Raw genomic sequence first — 20,579 nt, 5'->3', positions numbered from 1 at the left:
TCTCCAGAAAATATGTTATCCGTGTTATATACTATAATTACAATATTGCTCTATAAAGAGAGCGAAGGAGAGAGTGAGATGCCGACACTGGACGACCTGATTGCTGAAGCGGCCCTCAGAAAGACGGAGTTGGCTCGTGAGACAGGCATTGCGCCGGCAACGATTACCCGCATCAGCCACGGTGGCCCGACGACGCGCGTCACCGTCAACAAGATCCTCAAAGTCTTAGAGCGTCATTTAGGGCGGCGCATAGAGATCGAACATGTCGAAGGTCTTAATATCACCAAGTAGAGTGAGACGCTTCCTGGGGGCGATATGAGCATACTTGACCGACTGTTTGGGACACCCTCGTCTGTTAGGCAAACCTGGCTTGGGTCTCGCCGGAAGGGACCGGGCTAGGAAAGAAGCTGCTGATCCCTTGCCGAAGGGACGAAGAGACTGGCCTTCTGTCGACCTCTCCCCAGAGTATTTTGTCTGGCCTGTCTGTCTACTTGCCATCAGTGCCACTACAGACAGCAGGCCAGGCTTCTTCTGCTCTTCTGGCTATTCTTCGCGCCAGAAAGAGACTTTTCTCTTGCTGGCCCCTGCTCGGGAAGAGGGGATCCCCTCTTCCCCGTAGTCATAGGCGAGGCGGGTAGGTAGGCAGAGGCTTGCAACGATGGTTCTTCTGAGACCTTCGGGATGCTGATCCGGCCAGGACCCAGGGAAGTGGTCTCTGAAGAAGGCTCCTGTAACGTCTTCTTCTCTGAGGGACCTCGCCGTTGCTGGCGAAGAAAACATCTCGCCTGCCTTGCGATGCTGGTCGGATTGACCGACCAGCCAACGCGCAGGCGGCAGAAGTGAGGAGAGAAGCTATGATCCTGATTACGGGGGCAACTGGCTTTATCGGAAGGCACCTGGTCCACCAGCTTGTAGAGCGTGGCGAGCGACCGCGCTGCCTGGTACGCAATAGCAGTCGCGCGGCCCGCCTCCTGCCGGCGAAAAGCGTCGAGCTGGTGGAGGGAGCCACCACGCGCCCGGCGACGCTCGGGCCCGCCCTCCAGGGCGTTGACACCGTCATCCATGCGGCCTTCATGACTGCCGACCGCAAGCAGTCGACGGACAATACCTATGAGGGAACCAACGTCGCCGGCACCACCAACCTGGTCAATGCTGCCCTGGCTGCCGGCGTCCGGCGCATGATCGAGATCAGCGGCCTCGGTACCCGGCCGGACCGGCCCGGCAGTTATATGCAAGGGCGCTACCTGGCCGAGGAGGTCCTTAAGAAGAGCGCCCTCGAGTGGACCATCGTCCAGCCCTCCGTTCTCTTTGGGCCAGGTGCTCCTTTCTTTAAAGGACTGGCGGACCTGATCCGCAGCGCGCCCGTGGTTCCCCTGATCGGGGGTGGCTCGCTGCGCTTTCAGCCCATCTATGTCGAAGATGTCGTCCGCGTCATTCTGCACATACTTGACGATCCAGCGGGCAGCCGCAACCGGACCTTTGTGATCGGGGGACCCGAGTATTACACCTTTGCCCAAATCATCGACCTGCTCATGCAGACCCTGCAGGTCCGGCGTCTTACCTTGCCGCTGCCTCTCTTCATGGCCCGTATCGGCGCCACGGCTATGGAGCTTGTCCTGCCCAGGCCGCCGATTACCCGTGCCGCTCTGACCCTCTTTACCTTCGACAACATCACGGCTCTCGATGCCGTCGAGCGCCAATTTGGCTTCCAGCCCCTCTCGCTGCGCAGCTACCTGGCTCAAAAAGGCAAAGATGGCCTCTAGTCGCAGCGAGCGGCTCGTCACTGTGCTCGAGCGGGCAACGCGCCTGGCGGCGAGAGCGACGCGCTGGCCTCCGTCCCCTCCGTGAGCAGGGCGCTCGCTCGCTGGTTCTGGAGGGCGGCCCAGGGGGATCACGGACCTGTCCGGGTCCTGTCTTATCCCGCCCTGGACGGGGCCGTCCTCCCTCTCGCCGGCCCGGGTGAGGGGCGATACAAGCTAAAGAGTGCGGGCCGGCCAGCGTTACTCTCCTCCCTCTCTACTCCTGTGCTATAATAAGGCTGCGTTACGAAGAGAGGCATCTTCATTTTCGTCATCTTCTGGCTGCTGCGGAGGGAGGGACGTACTGTGTTGACGGACCTGGGGGAATTGCACTCGCTGAGCGAGTCTCTGAAGCGCATTTCCGGCCAATTACACGAGCAGACGCGCGAGCTGGAGCGCGCCGTCGAGGGCACCTATGCCAGCTATCTGAGCGATCCGCGCGTTCAGCTCCTCAGTAAGACGCTGGCGGTCAGCCGGCGGGCCGACCTGGAACTGTCGCGCCTGAGTCAGCTCGTGCTGAACCTGCATCGGCGGCTGGAGGGCCATGAAATGGCAGCCCTGGAGCGCGAGCAAGAGAGGCTGCGCAGCAGCATCACGGCCCTCAAACGCGAGCGCCACGAGCTGGAGACCCTTTACGAGATCGCGCGTACCCTGAACTCGACCCTCGAGTTCGAAGAGGTGCTGCGCCTGGTCATGGATCAGGTCATCAGCTTTGTCGGAGCTGAACGGGGCTTTCTGGCGTTGCTCAACGAGCAAGGCGAGCTAGAGTTTAAGATTGCCCGTACCAAAGATGCCCGCAGCCTGGAACGCGATGCCTTTAACCTGGGAATCAGCCAGAGCACGGTTAATCGCGTCGTCCAGACCCGCCAGCCGATCCTGACGAGCGATGCTCAGGAGGATCGCGACCTCAAGGAGCAGCGCAGTATCATTGAGAACCGTATCCGCTCGATCATGTGCGCCCCGCTCGTAGTACGCGATCGCTGCATAGGAGCTGTCTATGTTGATAGCCGGCTGAACGCCAATCTTTTTGGGCCGCAGCAGCGTGACCTGCTCTTCGCCTTCTGCCATCAGGCAGCGATCGCCATCGACAATGCCCGCCTCTTCGCCGATCTGCAGCGCACCCTGCGCCAGGTCAACGAAGATAAGCAGTACATGGACAACATCTTTGCCTCGATTGCCAACGGCGTGATCACGACCGATCCCGAGGGAGTGATCACCACCTTCAATCGGGCGGCGGGTGCAATTCTCAAGCTCGATCAGCGCGCCGTGCTGGGCAAACATTATCGTGAAGTGCTAGGAGCACTGCCCGAGCTGGGTTTGGTCGAGCTGCTGCAGGAGGCTCTGCTCCATCATGAGCACGGCACTCGCGTGCCGGTAGCCTTTGAGGGCGAGGTAGCGGGCCTGGGCCGGGTCAATATGAATTTCTACGTCACGGCCCTGCGCGACGAGCATGGTCAGCACATTGGCAGCGCCCTCGTCATCGACGATCGCACCGACCTGAAGCGGGCCCAGGACGAGGCGCGTCAGATCAAATCGCTTTTCGGGCGCTACGTCCATCCCAGTGTGGTCAAGCGGCTGCTCGAAGATCCCCATTCGCTCAAGCTTGGAGGCGAGACCCGCGAGATCACGGTGATCTCCGCCGACCTGCGCGGCTATACCAGTCTGGCCGAGCGCCTTCCGCCGGAGCAGATGATGAATCTGCTCAATAGCTATCTGGATCTGATGGTAGAAGCCATCTGGGACGAGGGGGGGACCCTGACGGCCTTCTGGGGCGATGAACTGATGGCTATTTTCAACGCGCCCCTGGAGCAGGCCGACCATCCTCTGCGGGCGGTGCGTGCGGCCTGGAAGATGCGTCAGGCCATTCTGGACTACGCTCGCCGCCATCCCGAGGTGGTCCCAGTGAAGTTCGGGATCGGCGTCAATACCGGCCTGGCCATCGTGGGCAATATCGGCTCGCGCGAGCGCATCCAGAACTATACGGCCATTGGCGACACCGTCAACGTTGCCGCCCGTCTCCAGTCCAAGGCCGACGATAACAATATTTATTTGAACGCTTCGACCTTCTACCGTGTGCGCCAACACGTGCAGATCGACCACGTCGGAACGCTTCAGGTCAAGAATCGCTCCGAGCCGCTGGAGGTTATGCGCCTGACAGGGGTCTATAGCCTGTCTGGCTCAGGCCGGGCTTAGCCGGGGCCGCAGAGCATGATGGCTGCCGCCTGCGCTAGCCGAAAAAGAGACAGGCCCTGGCTGGTTGGCTGGTTGGCTGGCTGGCTGCTCACCCCGGCCAGCGCTGCCTGTGGCTCTGTCCGTCCCCCTTTCCTGCTCTCTCCCCTCCTGCCCTGCCCTCGTTGCCTTGCTGGCGCAAGGGGCCAGGCTATGAGCTGCTTGCTAGCGACAGCTCCTTGTGCAGAATGAAGCCGCGCTGTGGCATACGCACGAAGCCGAACCATTCATAGAGGCGGTGTGCGCGCTGATTGTCCTCCTGCGTATTGAGCATGATGCGGCGCACGCGCGCCTGAGCAAAAAAGTTAATAGCCTCGGCCATGAGGCGCGTTCCAATGCCCCGTCCGCTGAAAGCGGGATGGACAGCGATGCGGATCAGGTAGCCGTAGCCTTCGTCGACGGCGTTGAACTGGTAGCCGACGACCTCTTCCCCCAGCTCTGCTACGACGAAGTAGGGATGGGTGGCGGCAATATCGGCGAAGGCCAGGGCATCGTAGCGCCAGAGCGGGGCGAAGCAGAGCCGCTCAATGTCGCAGAGGGCGGCCAGATCGTCGCCGCGGACGTTGCGTACGCGGATCTCCTGGTTCCCCTGGGTGGGAACGCGGTAATCGAACTTGTCATAGCAGTAGAGCAGGCTATGCGGCGCGAAGCCGCGCCTGAGTAAGGGTGTACGCAGCCAGTCTTGTTCCAGATCGTTGCCTGAATAGTAAAGCTGGGTCACGCCGCGCGCCTGCAAGTCGGGTTGCAGACAGGCGAGCAGCCGATCGAGATGGCCAAAGGCCTGTCGATGCTCGCTCCAGTTCACGCCGAAGCCCCCGATCCAGGCCACGGGCGGGTTCAGGCTCTGAGAGAGCAGAAAGCTCTCCAATTGCCCGGCGCGAAAGAGACCATAGGCAGGATAGTGTTCCAGGAGGCGCGGCAGCTCCTGGAAAGTGAAGCGCTGGTAGACGTAGTCTGAGTACAGCAGGAGCTTTTGAACGTGGGCAAGATCGCAGGAGGTCAGAGGACGCACGTGCTGCGAACCTGTCTGCATGGGGCCTCCTTGGTAGTGGTGGCATCATTGCCTTGGCTCGCTCCTTCTGATCGTTGGGCCTCATCTCTGTTGGGCGGCCCTGGCCGCTGCCACTGGCTGGCTCTCGCTCTCGCTCTAGGCGGTCCATTTGCCTGGGGACAAGTCACTTGAGCGCCTCTCTCTCGTATCGTAATTGCTCCCTGCAAAAGGGGATGCGGACAACGGAGGCCCGGAGGCAGCCGGGCGAAGTGTCCGGCTCAGCGGCTGCCCTCCGGTCGCTGGCCGTTGCTGCTGGTGGGATCGCTGGCGGGGGCCTCGGCCTCGGGTCCCTTGACCTCGCGTCGCAGCCTGGCGATATCGGGCCGCGGCGCGTTGCGCATGCGGTAGCCCGTCAGCTTGTGGATGCGCCGCAGTTCGGCGATGAGGACGTCCGTATTGATGCGGAAAGACTTCTCTGGTGGTGGCCCCAGACTGTCGACGGCGGCGTCATCGCCCAGCAAGAGATTGATGCTGGTGGCGACGCAGGCGGCGTTCGCCTGCAGGTCGTAGCCGCCCTCCTGGATCATGATCAGCCGACCATCGCAGAGGTATTTCGCCAGCTCGATGATGATCATGATCAACTGGGCGAAGCCGGCGGTTGACAGATGCATATTGGCCAGAGGATCTTTCCAGTGGGCGTCGAAGCCTGCTGAGACCAGGATCAACTGCGGCTGAAAGCGGTCGGCGGCGGGCGCCATCACCTGACGGAAGACCGGCTCGTAGGTCTCGAAGCCCGTAGTAGCCGGTAGCGGTACATTGATCGTCGTGCCCAGACCCTCCCCTTCGCCGCGCTCGTCCGAGCGTCCTGTCCCCGGATAGAACGGCGCCTGATGGGTTGAGAAGTAGAGCACGCGCGGATCGCGATAGAAGATGTTCTGGGTCCCATTGCCGTGATGCACATCGAAATCGATGATCATCACCCGCTCGAGACCGTGGCGCTCGATAGCGTAGCGGGCGGCGATGGCGACATTGTTGAAGAGGCAGAAGCCAAGCGCCTCGTCGTACTCGGCATGGTGACCGGGCGGACGGACCAGGCAGTAGGCGTTATCGATCTCCCCCTTGAGAAGGGCGTCGATCGCGGTCAGCCCGGCGCCGGCGGCCTTGGCGGCTGCCTCGTAAGAGCGGCCAGAAACAAAGGTCTCTGGCGCGAAGAAGTGGGAGATCCGTCCACCGGCAGCGGCCTCGCGGGCGGCGCGCTCAGCCGCGGCCCGCACCGAGCGGATGTAGAGGCGATCATGGGCGAGAGCCAGCTCGTCCTCGCTGGCCTCGCGTGGGGTAAGCAAGACCAGCCCCTCGCGCTGGAGCCAGCCCAGAGCCTCCAGCACGGCCATCGCCCGCTGCAGGCGTTCAGGACGCTCGGGATGCCGTCGCGGCGTAATATGCTCCAAAAAGACCGGGTCGTATACCAGTGCTGTCGTCATCTCTGTTCTTTGTCAGACCAGGCCAGGCGAGGACTGGCCCAACTCCCTCCTCGCTCGCCGGCTGACTTGCTTGCTGGCTGGAGGATCCTCGGGAGCCGGAGCCGCTCCTCGCTTCAGGTCCCTGGTATCTATGCTTGCCTGGTGGTTGGTTAGCTGGTTGGTTGGGGGCTGCAACACTTCGGGAAGGGCGGGCCGCCAGGCCCAGCCCGAGCCTCGAAGAGAAAGGCGCTGCCCGTCAGCCTCCCTGAGTCGCCGGGCTGGCTGGATCCGCTGAGACCCAGCTTGCCCGGACTCAGAGGGCGCGTGCAGAGGTCACGCGCCGCTCTGGGTGGGCTAGGCCGAGGTGTGCCTGGCCAAAGCGGCCTTCACCAGCTCAGGGATATCGAAGATGGTCTCGGCCACGGGAACGCCAGCGGCCCGCAGGGCGGCCACCTTCCCCTGGGCCGTACCCGTATTGCCCGAGATAATAGCGCCGGCGTGGCCCATGCGCTTGCCCGGAGGAGCGGTGCGACCGGAGATAAAGGCCACCACTGGTTTGCTCATCGTCTTAATGAACTCGGCGGCATCCTCCTCATCGCTGCCCCCGATCTCCCCGCAGAGGACCACCGCCTGGGTTTGCGGGTCCTGCTCGAAGAGCTTCAAATGGTCGACGAACGTCGAGCCGATGATGGGGTCGCCGCCGATGCCAATGCAGGTTGACTGGCCGATGCCGGCCTCGCTGAGCAGGGCAACAACCTCGTAGGTCAGCGTGCCCGAGCGTGAGATGAAGCCGACGGGGCCGGGGGTAAAGATCTGGTAGGGCATAATCCCGATCTTCCCCTGGCCGGGCGTACACAGGCCGGGACAGTTCGGGCCGATCAATGTCGCTCCATGCTCGCGGACTACCAGCAGAGCGCGGGCCGTATCCAGCACCGGAATAAACTCCGTGATGCAGACGATCAGCTTCAGGCCAGCGCTGGCGGCCTCCATGATAGCATCGGCGGCCCCAGCCGGAGGGACAAAGATACAGCTGGCGTTCGCGTCGGTGGCCGCCTTGGCCTCGGCCACCGTATCGAAGACCGGGAGGCCGCAGGCGCTCTGGCCGCCCTTGCCGGGCGTGACGCCGGCCACCACCTTTGTGCCGGCCTCCAGCATGCGCGTCGTGTGATAGCTCCCCTCGCGCCCGGTAATACCCTGAACAATCACACGGGTCTGCTCATCGAGTAAAATGCTCATGCCTGCTGTTCCTTCTCCTTTGCCTGGATGGCGGCGACGATCTTCTGCGCCGCATCGCGCATGTCCTTGCCCCAATCAAGGCCAGCGTCCTTAAGCATGGCGCGCCCCTCCTCGGCGCCGGTCCCCGAGAGACGGACCACGATCGGCAAGCCAGCGGGTAGCTGCTGCTGTGCCATGATCACCCCCCTGGCCACTTCCTCGCCGCGGGTGATGCCGCCGAAGATATTGACCAGGATGCCCTGGACATCGGGGTCACGTGCCACAAAGGTCAGCGCCTTGGCCATGACCTCAGCGCGGGCCCCGCCTCCGATGTCGAGGAAGTTGGCCGGCTTGCCGCCGCAGGCTGCAACCATATCGAGGGTAGTCATGACCAGACCGGCCCCGTTCCCGATGATGCCGACGTTGCCGTTGAGCTTGACGTAGGTCAGACCCTCCTTATGAGCCTCAAACTCCAACGGGTTGGCCTCCTCCGGCTCCTCCCAGGCCGCGTAGTCGCGGTGGCGATAAAGGGCATTGTCGTCAAGGACAATCTTGGCATCAGCAGCCTGGACCTGGCCATCGCTGGTCAAGACCAGCGGGTTGATCTCTGCCAGATTGGCGTCGCTCTCGATGAAAGCCTGGGCCAGCGCGGTCAGAATCGCGCCCCCGCGGGCGATGACTGCCGAGGGGAAGCCGGCGCGCGCCAGAATATTGCGTGCCTCAAAGGGGCGCAATCCCCACCGCAAATCGATCGGCTGCTTGATGATCTTCTCAGGGGTGGTCGCGGCGACCTCTTCGATGTCGACGCCGCCGGCGGTCGAGACCATCACCACCGGGGCCTGCGTCTTGCGGTCCAGAACAATGCCAAGATAGTACTCCTCCCGAATCTCTAGCTTGGAGACCACCAGCACTTTCTGGACGGTCAGCCCCTTGATATTCATGCCCAGGACGCGGGCGGCGGCAGCGCGCGCCTCTTCGGGCGTATTGCCGAACTGAATGCCTCCTGCCTTGCCGCGTCCGCCGACATAGACCTGAGCCTTGATGACCACTGGACCGCCAAGCTCGCGGGCTATCGCTTCCGCTTCTTCTGGCGTGTAGGCTACGCGCCCCGGCTGGATGGGGATGCCGTAGCGCGCCAGGATCTCTTTGGCCTGATACTCGTGGATCTTCAAATACGTACTCCTTTGTCTGTCTGTCCTTTGCGTCGTGCGCGTAGTGCCCTTGGTGCCTCTGTGTCTCTTCTCCCGTCCGCCTGGCCGCCCACTCAGGTACCTGGGCATGCCCCCCTTGAGCTGGGACCGTCCCCAGGGCAGTGGTTGGTCGCCCCCAGGCCGACTCGGGCCGGGTCGGGCCAGGACCCCAGCCAGCGCCTGTGTCTGCCAGCCGGGGAAAGACAGGGGCGCGGAAAGCCACACGGCGCGGACCAGGCCCGCCGGCAGATCAGAGCAGATGGCAGGGCAGCGCGCCGGAACATGTCCTGACGTGACAGAAGGCCAGCCTCTCTTGCGCGGTGCGCTTGGCTCGCTCTCCTCACTGCAGGCTGTCTGGCCTGGCTGTGGGGAGAGGAGCAACTCCAATGCTATCACCGCCCGAAAAAGCTGTCAACGCTGAGGAAACCTGCTACAATGCCTGTGTTCGGTTCCTTTTCTATAGTAGAAATGCCCGCATGGCTCTCTTATGGGCGAAAACAAGACCGTGAGAACGTTCTCTAAATGGAGCAAAAGAGGGGGAAAAGCAGTTCTTATGTCCGATCTACATTCTCTGGCTTCTCCAGGTGAGCGCTCTGGCTCCTGGCCGGCGCCGGGCCGCCCACCGCGCTTCGAGACCGGGACCGGCAACCGACGCCGGCCCGGCGAAGAAAAGCCGTCGTGGCAGCGTCTCTGGCTGGCCCTTATCCTCATTGTCGCGCTGCTCGCGCTTGGGGGGGCAGGTCTTTTTGTCTGGGGCTGGCTGCACAGCCTCGAACTCTCTCCAGGTGTGGCCACGCCGACCTCAGCCATTACGCGCCTGCACGTGGCGCGGGCCGCTCCCTACGCCGGGCTGACCTTCCAGGTGGTAGAGGCTCAATATGCCAGCGCCTTTAGTGACGACCTGATCCGCCCGGGACCGGCTCAGGTGCGTCTGCGCCTGCATGTGGTCAATGCGGGCAGCACCCAGGTCTCAGTCATTTATTACGATGCGGCCCGCCTGCTTGTGCCGGGCCAGAAACCGATCGCGCCGAGCAACGTCAACCTGGCCGTGGCCCTGGCTCCGGGCAAGAGCGCCGACGGCTGGCTGGACTTTCCGGTGCCGCGGGGAACCAGGCTGGAAACGCTTAAGCTCCAGCTCGGCTCGACCGCCCTCAACGAGTCTCTGGTGACCATTCCCTTCAGTGGCCCCTTTGATCCGGCCAGCTACACTGGCAAGGTCTATCCTCAGACGCTCACTATCTTCTATACCTATAATGCCCAGCCGGGCCTTTATCTGACCTATCACCTGATCAGTGTGGAGCGCCAGTTTGCCTACAGCGGCTGGGGCCAGGTCAAAGCCGGCCAACAGTTCTATGTCTTCAACTTTCGGGTCGACAACCCCAATGGCGTGGCCGTCAATCCGGGGCCGGGCTTCGACTATGTCCGCCTCGTGCTGGGGGGGAATGTACGGGCCCCTCTCGATAGCACCCTGCCAACGAGCTTCAAGCCGGGAGCCCACCAGGTCGGGGGACGAGTGATGTTCAGCGCCCCAGCGGGCCTGCACAGCCTCACCCTGCGCTTCCTCTACCAGTATGGTCAGGGGGGCAACGATTATAGTGTCCAGCTCTAGCGAGCGACGCTCACAGCAGGCAGGAGAGAGCAGGCTCTGCAGATGCAGAGCCTGCTCTCTCCGACGGCAGCAGGTCGGCTGGCGCCGCTCCGCTCTGCCGCTCTGCCTGCTAGGAGCGGATGAAAGCCAGCAGCTCGTCGCGCTTGGACTCCATCAGCTCGCGCGTATTGGCCTCGACGTTCAGGCGCAGCAGCGGCTCCGTATTCGAGGGGCGCACGTTGAACCACCAGTCGCCGAAGTCGAGCGTGATCCCGTCGAGCCGGTCGATCGAGCGCGCCTGCGGCCCGTAGCGCTCGATCAGGGCCTCCAGTTTGGCCTGAACATCGCTGACGCGGCTATTAATCTCGCCGCTGCGCACGCGCGTATTGAGCGGCTTGATCAGCTCCGAGAGCGGCTTATTCTCAATCGAGACCAGCTCGAGCAGGAGCAAGAAGGCGATCAGGCCGGAGTCAGCGAACCAGTTATCGCGGAAGTAGAAGTGGCCCGAGTGCTCACCACCGAAGATGGCGTTCAGCTCGCGCATCTGGGCCTTGATGTAGGAATGCCCCACCCGCGTGCGCACCGCCTTACCGCCCAGGCGCTCGATCAGCTCGGGCACGCTGCGCGAGACGATCAGATTGTAGAGGATGGTCGCCCCCGGATGCTTGCGCAGGAGGCTCTGAGCCACCAGGGCGGTCACCATTGAGCCATCGATCACATTGCCCTGTTCATCGACAGGGAACATGCGGTCGGCATCGCCATCGAAGGCCGCCCCGAGGTCGGCCCGCACCTCGCGTACCTTGCGCTGCACGTCGACCATGTTTTCCGGCTCGATGGGACTGGCCGGATGATTGGGAAAGTGCCCATCCAGTTCGAAGTAGAGCGGGATCAGCTCGCAGGGCAGGTGCCGGAAGACACGCGGCATGATCAGGCCGGCCATACCGTTGCCGGCGTCGACGACCACTTTGAGCGGCCTTACCTTGCTAACGTCGATGAAGGAGAGGGCATGAGCCACATAGTCGTCGGTCACGTCCCGCGGAATCACCAGGCCCCTGCGCTCCGGCTCCGGAAACTGGCCACGCAGGGCCAGATCGCGAATCTCGGCCAGGCCGCTATCCAGGCTGATCGGAGCCGCCTGGGCGCGACAGAACTTCATCCCGTTGTACTCGCCCGGATTGTGGGAGGCGGTAATCATTACGCCTGCCGGGTAGTTGAACTTACCCACAGCGAAGTAGAGTTCGTCGGTGGTGGTCAGGCCCAGGTCGACCGCGTTGACGCCCTGGTCGATGATACCCCGAATCAGGGAGGCGGCCAGAACCGGCGATGAGAGGCGCATATCGCGCCCGATGGCGATCTCGGGGACGCCCAGATAGAGAGCGGCGGCCCGCCCGATGAGGTAGGCGGCCTCGTTGGTCAGGTCGCGGCCATAGATACCGCGCACATCGTAGGCTTTAAAGATGCTCGGATCGATCGGTTTCTGCGAAGTCGGTGTGGTGCTCATGGGGCAGCGCTTTCCTCTGTTCTGACAATTTCCAGCAGCACCCAGGGGGCCCCGGTGCTGCGCGGATCGAAGATCTGGCCGACCTCCGTGAAGCCGGCCTTCGCGAAGGCTCGTCTGGCTGGCTGGTTGGCCTGAGCGGTTTCGGCGTAGACGCGCACCAGGCCGAGCCTGGCGAACAGGTAATGGACCAGCGTCCGGATCGCCTCCGGGCCGTATCCCTGGCCCCAGCGGCTCTTCTCGCCGAGGCCAAGCCCGATCTCAGCCTGGCGCAGGCGGTAATCCAGATTAAAGTAAGTGATAGTGCCGATGGGAACGTGGTGCTCGTCCTCTATGATAAACCAGAACTGGCGTCCGTTGCCTATCACGTAGTTGCGCTCGAAGAGAGGCAAGAACTCCTCCAGGGTCTCCGAGTAGGGCCGATGAGGATCGTAACGCCATACCTCGTCATCGCGCTCCCAGGCGAAGACCAGGGGGGCATCGCTCTGTCGTGGGCGGCGCAGATAGACACGCTCCCCATGCAGCAGCACATTGGAGTCGTTAGGCTGTTGTCGATCGGTCATAACAGTCCCAGTTCCTGTGCAAAGCTGGTGCCGGCGGCCAGCGGCTCGACGCCAAAAGCTTGAGCGATGGTCTGTCCCAGATCGGCGAAGGTTGTGCGCACGCCCAGATCGAGGCCGGGCCGTACAGCTGGTCCGTAGGCCAGCAGCGGCACCTGTTCGCGGGTGTGGTCGGTCCCGCGGTAGGTCGGGTCAACGCCGTGATCGCCGGTAAAGAAGAGAGCGTCGCCCGGCTGGAGGCGCTGGCGTACCAGGCCGAACCAGGTGTCGACCTCGCGTAGGGCCTGGGCATAGCCCTGGCTATCGCGCCGGTGGCCCCAGAGCTGGTCGAATTCGACCAGGTTGACGAAGAGCAGGCCAGTGAAATCGCTCTCCAGCCAGCGCAGTGTCGCCTCCATGCCAGCACGATTGGTCTCCGTGTGCTCGCTGGCGGTTAGCCCGCGGCCCGCGAAGAGGTCCTCGATCTTGCCGAGGCCAATGACGGCGAAGCCGCGGGCCTGCAAGTGGTCAAGCAGGGTGGGGCCAGTTGGCGGCAGCGAGAAGTCTCGCCGGTGCTCAGTCCGTACGAAGTGGCCGGGCTTCCCCGTGAAAGGCCGGGCGATGACGCGCCCCACAGCGTGCTCCCCCACCAGCAGCTCACGCGCGATCTGGCAGAGGCGATACAGCTCCTCCAGGGGAATGACATCCTGGTGAGCGGCGATCTGGAAGACGCTGTCGGCTGAGGTATAGACGATTGGGTAGCCGGTGCGCAGGTGCTCCTCGCCCAGCTCCTTGATGATCTCGGTTCCCGAGGCGGGCTTGTTGCCCAGGACCTTGCGCCCGATGGCGGCCTCGAAGCGGGCGATCAGCTCGGGCGGAAAGCCATGTGGATAGGTGGGAAAGGGCTGACGCAGAATCAGCCCGGTGATTTCCCAGTGGCCGGTCGTGCTGTCCTTCCCCGCTCCCTGCTCGCACATGCGGCCCCAGGAGCCGTCGGCATCGGCGCGCGGTGGCGTGCCCAGAATTGGGGTGATGTTGCCGAAGCCGGCGCGGCCCAGGTTGGGCAGCTCCAGCCCGCCAACGGCCTGGGCACAGTGTTCTAACGAGCTGGCGCCCTCGTCGCCGTAGGCTGCCGCATCCGGGTTGGCTCCGGCCCCTACGCCGTCCAGGACGACCAGAATGGCACGTTTCAGTGACCCCATTGTCTTCTTTCACCTGACCTTTATGGGCACAAGCTGTGCATAGCGCGCTGGAAGCTCACCCAGCAACGGCAGTGCGTAGCGTCGAAAAGCCTCTGTGATCATCGTACCACTCTCATCCAGATACTCGTCTGGCAGACAGCGCTTCTCGTTGGCGATGGCTGCCAGTGGGGCCAGCCCTGTTCTACACCGGTAGGCGGGGCCTTCTTCGCGAACCAGCGTCACCATCTGGTCGCTGTGTCCCGCCAGGGCGGCCAGGGTGCCCTGGCGTCCAACCAGCAGGGCCTCCTGCCGGTCGATCGGCGAGACATAGGCGCTGGCCATGCGCTGTAAATCGCCGGGCTTATCGAAGCGTGCCCGCAGACCGAGCTGGCTTCTGACTGATTCTACCAGATATTGGGCCGCTCCGCTGAGCAGGGGATGGCCGAAGGCGTCCACTCCCAGAGAACTCAGGCTGCCCAGCGGGCGCCCGCTCTCATCGCGGACCGTCTCAGCCACGACGATCACCGCGTAGCCCAGGCGACGCTGAATGGCCTCAACTCGGGCCAAAAACTCGCTCTGGCGAAAAGGACGCTCGGGCACCAGAAGCAGGTGCGGCGGGTCGCTCTCGTCCTCTTTGAGGAGCGCCGAAGCGGCGGTTAACCAGCCAGCATCTCGTCCCATCGTTTCGATGATCTTGACGGGATAGTGCCAGGGAATGGAGCGCGTATTGAGGCTCGAATCCTGGGTGGCCAGCGCGATGAAGCGGGCGGCACTCCCGTAGCCGGGGCAATGATCGGTCAGTGGCAGGTCGTTGTCGATGGTCTTGGGAATGCTGATCGCCTGTAGCTCGTAGCCGCGCTGCTGTGCGGCGAGGGCCAGGCGATGAAGCGTATCCGCCGAGTCGTTGCCGCCGATGTAGAGCAGATAACGGATCTCATAGCGGCGCAGCAGCTCTAAGGCGCGCTCCAGGTCCTCGTCGCGCAGGCGATAGCGGCAGGTCCCCAAAGCAGCGGAAGGTGTCTGGCTGAGGCGTGGCCACAGCTCTGCCGGTTGCCGGCCAAGGTCGATCAGCTCCTCTCGGAGAAAGCCCTCGATGCCGTGGAGCATGCCGTAGACATTGGCCACCCGCTCGCTCGCCAGGGCGGCCTCCACGGCCCCGACCAGGCTGGCGTTGATCACGGCGGTGGCCCCTCCTGACTGGCCGATGAGCAGGTTAGCGCGGGCTATCTTCGTCAAGCAAACCCCCCAAAAACGAGTTGTTCTGCGGCCATTATAGCAAGAGGAGAAGACGAAAGATACCGCTTCTTCCTCCTCCTGGCCTCTCCGATCGGGTCTGTTCTGGGCGCACATGGTCAAACCTGCAAGATGAGCTGAGCCGGCTGGGGTATCTGGGGAATGCTGCCGGTCTGCGCCTCTCGCCCCGCTCCCTTGTTGAAGGGAGTGGTACAATCGTTCTGTCCGCCACAGCAGGAGAAGCGAGCTGGCTCCCCTTCAGCGTCCTGAGCTGCCTGCCCGATCGCCTGGTATGTTGTTGGCAGAGGTGAGCCGCATCGCTCCGCTGCTGTCGGTCTGCTCACAATCGTCAGAAAACGAGCGCCCTTGTCATTCGGAGGGATAGAGGGAGAGCGATGGAGAAGAAGCAGAAAATCATCCTTGACTGCGACCCCGGGCACGATGATGCGATTGCCCTGCTGCTGGCTGCGCGTCACCCACGACTGGAGCTGCTGGCCATTACCACGGTGGCGGGCAATCAGACGTTGGAGAAGACCACGCGCAACGCGCTCAGCGTCTGTACGCTGGCCAGGATTCGCCAGGTCCCCGTAGCCAAAGGGATGGCCCAGCCGCTGGCGCGCGAGGGACGTTATGCCGCAGACATTCACGGTGAATCGGGTCTTGACGGGCCCGCTCTGCCCGAGCCAGAGCGGGAGCCGGTTCCCGAGCATGCCGTTGACGTCATCATCGATCTGGTGCGCAGCACGGACGACGTGGTTCTGGTGGCCACGGGACCGCTGACCAACGTCGCCAGCGCCATCACGCGTGAGCCGGCGATCCTCTCGCGTCTCAAGGGCATCTATTTGATGGGAGGGGCCATCGGGCTGGGGAACGTGACGCCAGCCGCCGAGTTCAACATCTACTTCGATCCCGAGGCGGCGGCCATCGTCTTTAACAGCGGCTGCCCGATCACGATGATCCCGCTGGAGGTCACGCATCAGGCCCTGGCCACACCGGCAGTCGTCGAACGCCTGCGCGCCCTTGCTCGTCCTGTGCCGTCCTTTGTCTGCCAGTTGCTGGAATTCTTCGGGGCCACCTATCGGCGGATCTTTGGCTTCGCCGCGCCGCCGGTACATGATCCCTGTGCGGTAGCGGCCCTGATCGATCCGACCCTGGTCAACAGGCACTGCATGTATGTGGCCGTCGAGACGCGCGGTGACTATACGCTCGGACGGACCGTCTGCGACGTCTACGGCGTCTTGGGCCGGCGAGCCAACGCCTGGGTGGGTTACGGCCTCGACGCGGCCCGTTTTTGGGACCTGCTTGTCGAGACCCTGGCCAGCTACGAGGAGGGGGGCAAGGGGGGATGAGGTGAGGGATCTGGTTCGATGGCCACCAGACGGAGGCAGGCGGCGCGGCCTGGTGCCTTGAACGAGGGCAGGAACAGAGAAAAGCGGACAGGCGGGCGGGTGATGGATACCAGGCCAGGCCCGCTCACGCCTCTAGCGAGAGGGCACCTTCTGTCTCGGCGGCGCTCCCAGGATGGATCTCGCCTGGTCTGACGCAGCTGTCGGTCAGGTGGGAGGCCAGCGGCGCTGCTGGCGCTCAGGCTCAGATCTGATAGTCCATCTCCCAGCCCTGAGTCAGCTCCTCGTGCCTGGCCAGAGGCTCGCCGCCCTTGACCAGCAGCTCGGCAGGCTTGGCGGCCACCACCGAGTTGGGTGGTACCGATTCAAGCACGAGAGCCATTGCCCCGATCTTGCTGCCGCGCCCGATGGTGATCGGTCCCAAAATAGCGGCCCCCACGCCAATGGTCACATCATCTTCGATGGTCGGATGACGCTTCTGCTTGCGCCCTGGCCCCGGACGCCACCAGCCGGTGGCGCCGAGCGTCACCTGGTGGTAGAGCATCACATTGTTGCCGATCTCGGCGGTCTCGCCGATCACCACGCCGGCCCCGTGGTCGATGAAGAAGCGCTTGCCGATCTTGGCGCCCGGGTGGATCTCGATGCCGCCCGTCACGAGGCGCGCGAACTGTGAGATCAGGCGCGGAATCACGGGGATGTGCAAGTTGTAGAGGAAATGAGCAATGCGGTGGAAGAAGATAGCCCATAGCCCCTGGTAGAGCAGGGCCTCGAAAATATTATTGCAGGCGGGATCTTTCTCAAAGATCACGTCGATGGCGTCCGGCCAGCGCGTGCGCTTGCGCGGCGTGCTGCTGGGCGCCGGAATCAACATGCCAGGAGGAACCTCCGGCAAGTGGGAAAGATCGGCTTCTCCCTCCCTGGCCTGGTTGCTCTTGATCTCCTCTGACGTGTGGTGAACCATATAGCCACGTGCCCTTTCTGCTACAAAGAACCGGCCTGTTTGCTCTCCTAGCGCCTTTGTTTGGAGTGTATGGCAGGACCAGGGCAATGTCAAGTCTTCCCTGCTGCCAGTGGCGTTCGCTTCTGCTCTGCCCGAGGGAGACCCCGCGCTTTCTCGCCAGCCGTGCCCTCTCTTGCTTGCGGTGCACCCTTTCCCTTGACAAGAACGGGAGGGACAGGTACAATTCTCTAAAAACAGGCTGCTTGCTCGTGACTCCATCGGGCCAGCGAAAGGCGTTTCATCGGGCCAGAGAGAACGGATTGTAGCAACGTTGCGCAAGTCTACTGGCTGACTGGCTGGCTGGCTGATAGTGACAGCCTCGCCTGCGCCGAGGAGGGAGGCAGGTATGGCTTCCGAAGCAGGCAATCCCTCACGGCCCGTGGCCGGCGCGAGCAGCACGGCTGCCGCCGTTGTAGCGCGCCTGGACCGTATCCCCATTTGGGCTTTGCCCTATCTCTACATCGGCATCATCGGAGCTGGCTTTCTCTTCACCTTTTTCGACATTTTCGACATCAACGTCTCCTTCATCCAGACCTGTGTCCAGATCGTAGCCGGCTGTACACCCGAGTCGGCGGCCAACTATTTGGGCCTGCCGGTGTTGCTCAATCTGGTGGGCTACGTGATCGGCACGCTAATCCTCAGTCCCCTGGCGGACCGCCTTGGGCGGCGCGATATGCTCCTGGTCACGATGGTGATCACCGGGCTTGGCTCACTCTACAATGCCCTGGTTGGTGATTATGTGAACTTCATCGTGGCGCGCACCATCACTGGCATCGGAGTGGGGGCAGATCTGGCTCTTGTCAACACCTATATCAACGAGGTGGCTCCAAGCGGGGGACGGGCGCGCTATACCTCGCTCATCTTTATTATGTCCTCGCTGGGGGCTTTCCTTGGCGTCTGGCTGGGGCTGCTGCTGACCACACAGCCAGAGGCTTTCCCTTTGGGGCTGCCCTTTGCGCTGGCGGGACCGGGCTTCTCTTTCGGTTGGCGCCTGATGTACGGCATCGGTGCCCTGCTGGCCCTGATCGGCATTCTGATGCGCTTCCAGTTGCATGAATCGCCCCGCTGGCTGATCTCGCAGGGGCGCGTTGAGGCCGCGGAGCAGGTAGTGGCCCAAATGGAAGCCCAGGCGCTGGCCCGGGTGGGCGAGCTGCCCACGCCGTCCGAGATCCCGGTTGAGAGCCAGCCCGGTCGCATCCCCTACGTTGAGATCTTTGGCAACCGTCTCTATCTGCTGCGTACGGTCTTCCTTTTCCTGGTCTGGTTCATCGGCTATATCACGGTCTACGCCATCGCGGCCGGCCTGACCTCCCTGCTGGCAGCTCTGAAGTTTCCGCCGCCGGAGGCCGGCCTGATCGTGGCTATCGGCTCGGTGGGCTTTGTGCTGGTGGCTATCTTTGATTACGCCTTCGGCGAGCTGCTGGAGCGTAAGTATTGGTTGCCGGTGGCGGCCTTGCTGACCCTGATCGGCTGCCTGCTGATCGCCCTGGGAGGAGCCGGCAATTTCGCTGTGGCGGTCCTCGGCTCGATCGTCCTCTTTTTCGGCTTCAACCTCTGGGTCCCCATGACCTACACCTGGTCAACCGAGCACTATCCAACGCGGGCGCGCGCCACCGGCTTCGCCCTGGTCGATGGCGTCGGTCACCTGGGAGGGAGCGTCGGCCTGCTGGTTATTCCGCCCTTGATCCCGACGCTGGGGCCTCTGAGCACCTTTCTCATTATCGCTGGCTGCTTGATTGTGGCGGCGGTGATCGCTCAGTTCGGCACGGCCACGCGCCTGCGTCGCCTCGATGAGGTCTCGCCCTGATCCCTGGAAAGCCGGCTGGTTGAGGGAGGGCCTGAGCAACGGGCTACCTGCCTATCAGGCTTGCTGTCTTCCTCATCGATCGAGCCACGTTGCTCTCCTGGCTCTCCGTTCAGGCTCTGGCCTGTGTGTGACCCGACTCTCACTGTCGGGCAGGCCAGAGCCTGATTTTGGCTCTTGCCCTATTGACAGCTGACAAACTCTCCGCTATACTGGCTATGCGCCTGTTGAAACAGGAACACGGTGGCCGTAGCTCAATCGGTAGAGCTCTGGATTGTGGCTCCAGCGGTTGTGGGTTCGAGCCCCATCGGTCACCCCTCTTTCTTTTTTTTTGAGTCGCCTTGGCCGGCGTGGCAGCCGCCAGGCCTGCTAAGGCCACGCTTCCTTCGCGCTGACGAACGATGCTTTACGGTCTGCATCTCCCCAATTTTGGCCCCCTTGCTGATGTGCGCCTGCTGTGCGAGCTGGCCCGGGAGGCAGAGGCCGCCGGCTGGGATGGCTTCTTTCTTTGGGACCAGATCGCGCGGACGACGCTGGCGCCGACTAACGATCCGCTGGCTGAGGTCTGGGTGGCGCTGACCGCCATCGCTCTGCATACTCGACGCCTGCGCTTTGGTCCCCTGGTGACGCCGCTGCCGCGTCGCCGTCCCTGGGAGCTGGCCCGGCAGGCGGTGACGCTCGATCATCTCTCGGGGGGCCGCCTGGTCTTGGGCGTGGGCCTGGGAGGCGGCTATTTCGATTTTGCCGCTCTTGGAGAGCCGTCGGACCTGAAGGTACTGGGGGCCATGCTCGATGAGGGCCTGGCCATCCTCGAGGGCCTATGGAGTGGTCAGCCGTTCCGTTTCGAGGGTCGTTACTACCATATTGAGGAGGCGCACTTTTTACCTCCGCCTCTCCAGCAGCCGCGCATTCCCATCTGGGTGGCTGGCATGTGGCCCAATCGCGCCCCGCTGCGCCGGGCGGCCCGCTGGGATGGTTTCATTCCGATCGGCCGCGATCTGGCCCTGAGCGAAATGCTCTCGCCCGAGGCGATGGCCGAAATCGTCGCCGCCCTCCAGCAGCTACGTTCGCAGCCTGGTCCTTTCGAGGTGGTGCATTTCGGGATCAGCTCCGGCGAGGATGCTGAGGCCGATCGGACCCTGGTGGCAGCCTACGCCCGCGTCGGGGTGACGTGGTGGGTCGAGAATATAGTACCAGAGCGCTGGGGGACCTGGCAGCAGTGGCCGCTGGAGGCCATGCGCCGCCGCATTCGCCAGGGTCCTCCCCGCTGAGGTCGCTGCGCTCTGCGTGGGCACTGAGGTCCACGCCGCCCTCTTCTCCGCCTGCTTCACTTCGGATGATTGCTTCCCTGGCTGACCGACGCGACCGCCCGGCTGCTCTTCTCCGAATCCCTTCTCCTCTTTTGCCTTGCTCTGCTTGACGGCGGAGCGGCCTGGTCTGGCCCGCGCCGCGGCTGCGACAGAATTGCGACAGAGATCCGATACGGCCATGACAACTCAGCCCTAA

General features: G+C 63.2%; 16 protein-coding genes and 1 tRNA gene. 8 read left to right on the top strand and 9 right to left on the bottom strand.

The window, feature by feature from the left end:
• Positions 1-78 precede the first annotated feature (78 nt).
• From ACFMO7_RS02385 to ACFMO7_RS02375, 3 genes are all read left to right on the top strand, one after another.
• Positions 79-291 carry a helix-turn-helix domain-containing protein gene (locus ACFMO7_RS02385; RefSeq protein ID WP_376793931.1) on the top strand — a complete coding sequence of 71 codons (213 nt, stop codon included), beginning with the start codon at positions 79-81 and terminating at the stop codon, positions 289-291.
• Between the two features lie 563 nt (positions 292-854).
• Positions 855-1,763 carry a complex I NDUFA9 subunit family protein gene (locus ACFMO7_RS02380; RefSeq protein ID WP_376793930.1) on the top strand — a complete coding sequence of 303 codons (909 nt, stop codon included), beginning with the start codon at positions 855-857 and terminating at the stop codon, positions 1,761-1,763.
• Between the two features lie 342 nt (positions 1,764-2,105).
• A complete protein-coding gene (locus ACFMO7_RS02375) occupies positions 2,106-3,992 on the top strand; it encodes an adenylate/guanylate cyclase domain-containing protein (protein WP_376793929.1) in 1,887 nt (628 codons plus the stop codon).
• Between the two features lie 187 nt (positions 3,993-4,179).
• On the opposite strand, the gene ACFMO7_RS02370 is transcribed toward ACFMO7_RS02375, so the two are convergent.
• The 4 genes from ACFMO7_RS02370 to sucC form a co-directional block, all read right to left on the bottom strand.
• A complete protein-coding gene (locus ACFMO7_RS02370) occupies positions 4,180-5,061 on the bottom strand; it encodes a GNAT family N-acetyltransferase (RefSeq protein ID WP_376793928.1) in 882 nt (293 codons plus the stop codon).
• A 236-nt stretch (positions 5,062-5,297) separates the two neighbouring features.
• Entirely contained in the window at positions 5,298-6,500 is a 1,203-nt protein-coding gene (locus ACFMO7_RS02365) for a histone deacetylase (protein ID WP_376793927.1), read from the bottom strand.
• Between the two features lie 333 nt (positions 6,501-6,833).
• The gene (sucD, locus tag ACFMO7_RS02360) at positions 6,834-7,715 is read right to left on the bottom strand and encodes a succinate--CoA ligase subunit alpha (protein WP_376793926.1); all 882 of its coding nucleotides are present in this window, start codon (positions 7,713-7,715) and stop codon (positions 6,834-6,836) included.
• Positions 7,712-8,866 (bottom strand): ADP-forming succinate--CoA ligase subunit beta, encoded by a 1,155-nt coding sequence (sucC, locus tag ACFMO7_RS02355; protein ID WP_376793925.1) that lies wholly within the window; start codon positions 8,864-8,866, stop codon positions 7,712-7,714. Before sucC ends, sucD begins: the two co-directional genes overlap by 4 nt.
• Positions 8,867-9,437: 571 nt before the next feature.
• Here sucC and ACFMO7_RS02350 point away from each other — a divergent pair.
• A complete protein-coding gene (locus ACFMO7_RS02350; RefSeq protein ID WP_376793924.1) occupies positions 9,438-10,493 on the top strand; it encodes a hypothetical protein in 1,056 nt (351 codons plus the stop codon).
• Between the two features lie 109 nt (positions 10,494-10,602).
• On the opposite strand, the gene manB is transcribed toward ACFMO7_RS02350, so the two are convergent.
• The 4 genes from manB to ACFMO7_RS02330 are packed head-to-tail and all read right to left on the bottom strand — an operon-like array spanning position 10,603 to position 14,926.
• Entirely contained in the window at positions 10,603-11,973 is a 1,371-nt protein-coding gene (gene manB / locus ACFMO7_RS02345; protein ID WP_376793923.1) for a phosphomannomutase/phosphoglucomutase, read from the bottom strand.
• The gene (locus ACFMO7_RS02340; protein WP_376793922.1) at positions 11,970-12,533 is read right to left on the bottom strand and encodes a GNAT family N-acetyltransferase; all 564 of its coding nucleotides are present in this window, start codon (positions 12,531-12,533) and stop codon (positions 11,970-11,972) included. Before ACFMO7_RS02340 ends, manB begins: the two co-directional genes overlap by 4 nt.
• On the bottom strand, positions 12,530-13,711 hold the full coding sequence (locus tag ACFMO7_RS02335) for a phosphopentomutase (RefSeq protein WP_376793921.1): 1,182 nt from the start codon (positions 13,709-13,711) through the stop codon (positions 12,530-12,532). The genes ACFMO7_RS02340 and ACFMO7_RS02335 overlap by 4 nt, the downstream gene beginning before the upstream one ends.
• Before the next feature lie 9 nt (positions 13,712-13,720).
• A complete protein-coding gene (locus tag ACFMO7_RS02330; RefSeq protein WP_376793920.1) occupies positions 13,721-14,926 on the bottom strand; it encodes a 6-phosphofructokinase in 1,206 nt (401 codons plus the stop codon).
• Positions 14,927-15,318: 392 nt separating this feature from the next.
• On the opposite strand from ACFMO7_RS02330, the gene ACFMO7_RS02325 reads away from it, so the two are divergent.
• A complete protein-coding gene (locus ACFMO7_RS02325; RefSeq protein WP_376793919.1) occupies positions 15,319-16,272 on the top strand; it encodes a nucleoside hydrolase in 954 nt (317 codons plus the stop codon).
• Positions 16,273-16,513: 241 nt separating this feature from the next.
• Here the strand turns inward: ACFMO7_RS02325 and epsC are convergent, their stop codons facing one another.
• Positions 16,514-17,140: a serine O-acetyltransferase EpsC gene (epsC, locus tag ACFMO7_RS02320; protein WP_376793934.1), complete on the bottom strand. Its 627-nt coding sequence runs from the start codon at positions 17,138-17,140 to the stop codon at positions 16,514-16,516.
• A 475-nt stretch (positions 17,141-17,615) separates the two neighbouring features.
• Here epsC and ACFMO7_RS02315 point away from each other — a divergent pair, with 475 nt between their 5' ends.
• The 3 genes from ACFMO7_RS02315 (at position 17,616) to ACFMO7_RS02305 (ending at position 20,344) form a co-directional block, all read left to right on the top strand.
• Positions 17,616-19,076: an MFS transporter gene (locus ACFMO7_RS02315; RefSeq protein WP_376793918.1), complete on the top strand. Its 1,461-nt coding sequence runs from the start codon at positions 17,616-17,618 to the stop codon at positions 19,074-19,076.
• Positions 19,077-19,316: 240 nt separating this feature from the next.
• A tRNA-His gene (locus ACFMO7_RS02310) sits at positions 19,317-19,389 on the top strand.
• Between the two features lie 85 nt (positions 19,390-19,474).
• Positions 19,475-20,344: an LLM class flavin-dependent oxidoreductase gene (locus ACFMO7_RS02305; RefSeq protein WP_376793917.1), complete on the top strand. Its 870-nt coding sequence runs from the start codon at positions 19,475-19,477 to the stop codon at positions 20,342-20,344.
• Positions 20,345-20,579: the final 235 nt, after the last annotated feature.

The organism is Thermogemmatispora sp. (assembly GCF_042408735.1).
GTDB lineage: Bacteria > Chloroflexota > Ktedonobacteria > Ktedonobacterales > Ktedonobacteraceae > Thermogemmatispora.
Note: the sequence above shows the minus strand (reverse complement) of the source record. Positions and strands in the feature narration are given on the sequence as shown.

What these genes read in the sequence shown, in the direction of transcription:
- ACFMO7_RS02340 (WP_376793922.1), bottom strand. Translation starts at nt 12,533, where the DNA reads ATGACCGATCGACAACAGCCTAACGACTCCAATGTGCTGCTGCATGGG.
- sucD (WP_376793926.1), bottom strand. Translation starts at nt 7,715, where the DNA reads ATGAGCATTTTACTCGATGAGCAGACCCGTGTGATTGTTCAGGGTATT.
- ACFMO7_RS02370 (WP_376793928.1), bottom strand. Translation starts at nt 5,061, where the DNA reads ATGCAGACAGGTTCGCAGCACGTGCGTCCTCTGACCTCCTGCGATCTT.
- epsC (WP_376793934.1), bottom strand. Translation starts at nt 17,140, where the DNA reads ATGTTGATTCCGGCGCCCAGCAGCACGCCGCGCAAGCGCACGCGCTGG.
- ACFMO7_RS02380 (WP_376793930.1), top strand. Translation starts at nt 855, where the DNA reads ATGATCCTGATTACGGGGGCAACTGGCTTTATCGGAAGGCACCTGGTC.
- ACFMO7_RS02305 (WP_376793917.1), top strand. Translation starts at nt 19,475, where the DNA reads ATGCTTTACGGTCTGCATCTCCCCAATTTTGGCCCCCTTGCTGATGTG.
- ACFMO7_RS02335 (WP_376793921.1), bottom strand. Translation starts at nt 13,711, where the DNA reads ATGGGGTCACTGAAACGTGCCATTCTGGTCGTCCTGGACGGCGTAGGG.
- ACFMO7_RS02365 (WP_376793927.1), bottom strand. Translation starts at nt 6,500, where the DNA reads ATGACGACAGCACTGGTATACGACCCGGTCTTTTTGGAGCATATTACG.
- ACFMO7_RS02325 (WP_376793919.1), top strand. Translation starts at nt 15,319, where the DNA reads ATGGAGAAGAAGCAGAAAATCATCCTTGACTGCGACCCCGGGCACGAT.
- manB (WP_376793923.1), bottom strand. Translation starts at nt 11,973, where the DNA reads ATGAGCACCACACCGACTTCGCAGAAACCGATCGATCCGAGCATCTTT.
- ACFMO7_RS02385 (WP_376793931.1), top strand. Translation starts at nt 79, where the DNA reads ATGCCGACACTGGACGACCTGATTGCTGAAGCGGCCCTCAGAAAGACG.
- ACFMO7_RS02315 (WP_376793918.1), top strand. Translation starts at nt 17,616, where the DNA reads ATGGCTTCCGAAGCAGGCAATCCCTCACGGCCCGTGGCCGGCGCGAGC.
- ACFMO7_RS02350 (WP_376793924.1), top strand. Translation starts at nt 9,438, where the DNA reads ATGTCCGATCTACATTCTCTGGCTTCTCCAGGTGAGCGCTCTGGCTCC.